1 protein-coding gene and 1 pseudogene are annotated in these 1263 nt (G+C 60.7%); both read right to left on the bottom strand.

The features are described 5' to 3' along the window. On the bottom strand, positions 1–702 hold the full coding sequence (locus tag NOV72_RS31715; protein WP_014193767.1) for a succinate dehydrogenase iron-sulfur subunit: 702 nt from the start codon (positions 700–702) through the stop codon (positions 1–3). A 21-nt stretch (positions 703–723) separates the two neighbouring features. Then, positions 724–1263 (bottom strand): annotated as a pseudogene (locus NOV72_RS31710) (succinate dehydrogenase/fumarate reductase flavoprotein subunit); the annotation flags it as partial.

Here is a 1263-nt window from a genome sequence, read left to right as displayed (position 1 = left end):
TCAGACAGCGCGGCGCACCATCAATTCCTTGATCTTGCCGATCGCCTTGGTCGGATTGAGCCCCTTGGGGCACACGTCGACGCAATTCATGATCGTATGGCAACGGAACAGACGGTACGGATCTTCCAGGTTGTCGAGGCGTTCGCCCGTCGCCTGATCGCGGCTGTCCGCGATGAAGCGATAGGCTTGCAGCAAGCCCGCCGGACCGACGAACTTGTCCGGATTCCACCAGAAGCTCGGGCACGACGTCGAGCAGCTCGCGCACAGGATGCACTCGTACAGGCCATCCAACTCGTCGCGCTCCACCGGCGATTGCAGGCGTTCTTTCTCGGGCGGCGGCGTATCGTTGATCAGATACGGCTTGATCGAATGATACTGGTTGAAGAACTGCGTGAAGTCGCAGATCAGATCGCGCACCACCGGCAAACCCGGCAGCGGACGCAGCACGATCTTCTGCGGCAGTTCATTCAGATTCGTCAGACACGCGAGGCCGTTCTTACCGTTGATGTTCATCGCGTCCGAGCCGCACACGCCTTCGCGGCACGAACGACGGAACGACAGCGTCTCATCGACTTCCTTCAGCTTCACCAGCGCGTCGAGCAGCATGCGTTCATGCGTCAGATCGAGCTCGTACGTCTGCATGCGCGGCGCCGCGTCCTTGTCCGGATCGTAGCGATAGACTTCAAAAATACGTTTTGCCATTTCGATTTCCTTGCGCTTTCCTTAGAACGTACGCGCCTTCGGCGGCACCGATTCGACCGTCAGCGGCTTCATCTGCACCGGCTTGTACTCCAGGCGATCGCCCTCGCTGAACCACAGCGTGTGACGCATCCAGTTCTCGTCGTCGCGATGCTCGTAGTCGCTGTGCGCGTGCGCGCCACGGCTTTCCTTGCGCGCTTCGGCCGATACCATCGTCGCGCGCGCCACTTCGATCAGGTTCGCCAACTCGAGCGCCTCGACCTTCGCCGTGTTGAACACCTTCGACTTGTCCTTCAGATGCACATGCTTCACGCGCTCGGCCAGTTCCGCGATCTTGCCGACACCTTCTTCCAGCAGCTTCGACGTGCGGAACACGCCCGCGTGCGCCTGCATCGACGCGCGGATATCGTTGGCGATGTTCTGCGTGTATTCGCCCGACGTGGACTTCTCCAGCACCGCGAGACGTTCCATCGCGAAGTCGGCGGCATCGGCGGGAAGGGGCTTGTGCTCCTTCAGTTCCTTCGCGTGCTTGATGATGTGATTGCCCGCCGCGCGACCGAACAC

This window comes from Caballeronia novacaledonica (assembly GCF_900258035.1).
Classification (GTDB): Bacteria; Pseudomonadota; Gammaproteobacteria; order Burkholderiales; family Burkholderiaceae; genus Caballeronia; species Caballeronia novacaledonica.
This window is presented reverse-complemented; position numbering and strand designations above follow the sequence as displayed.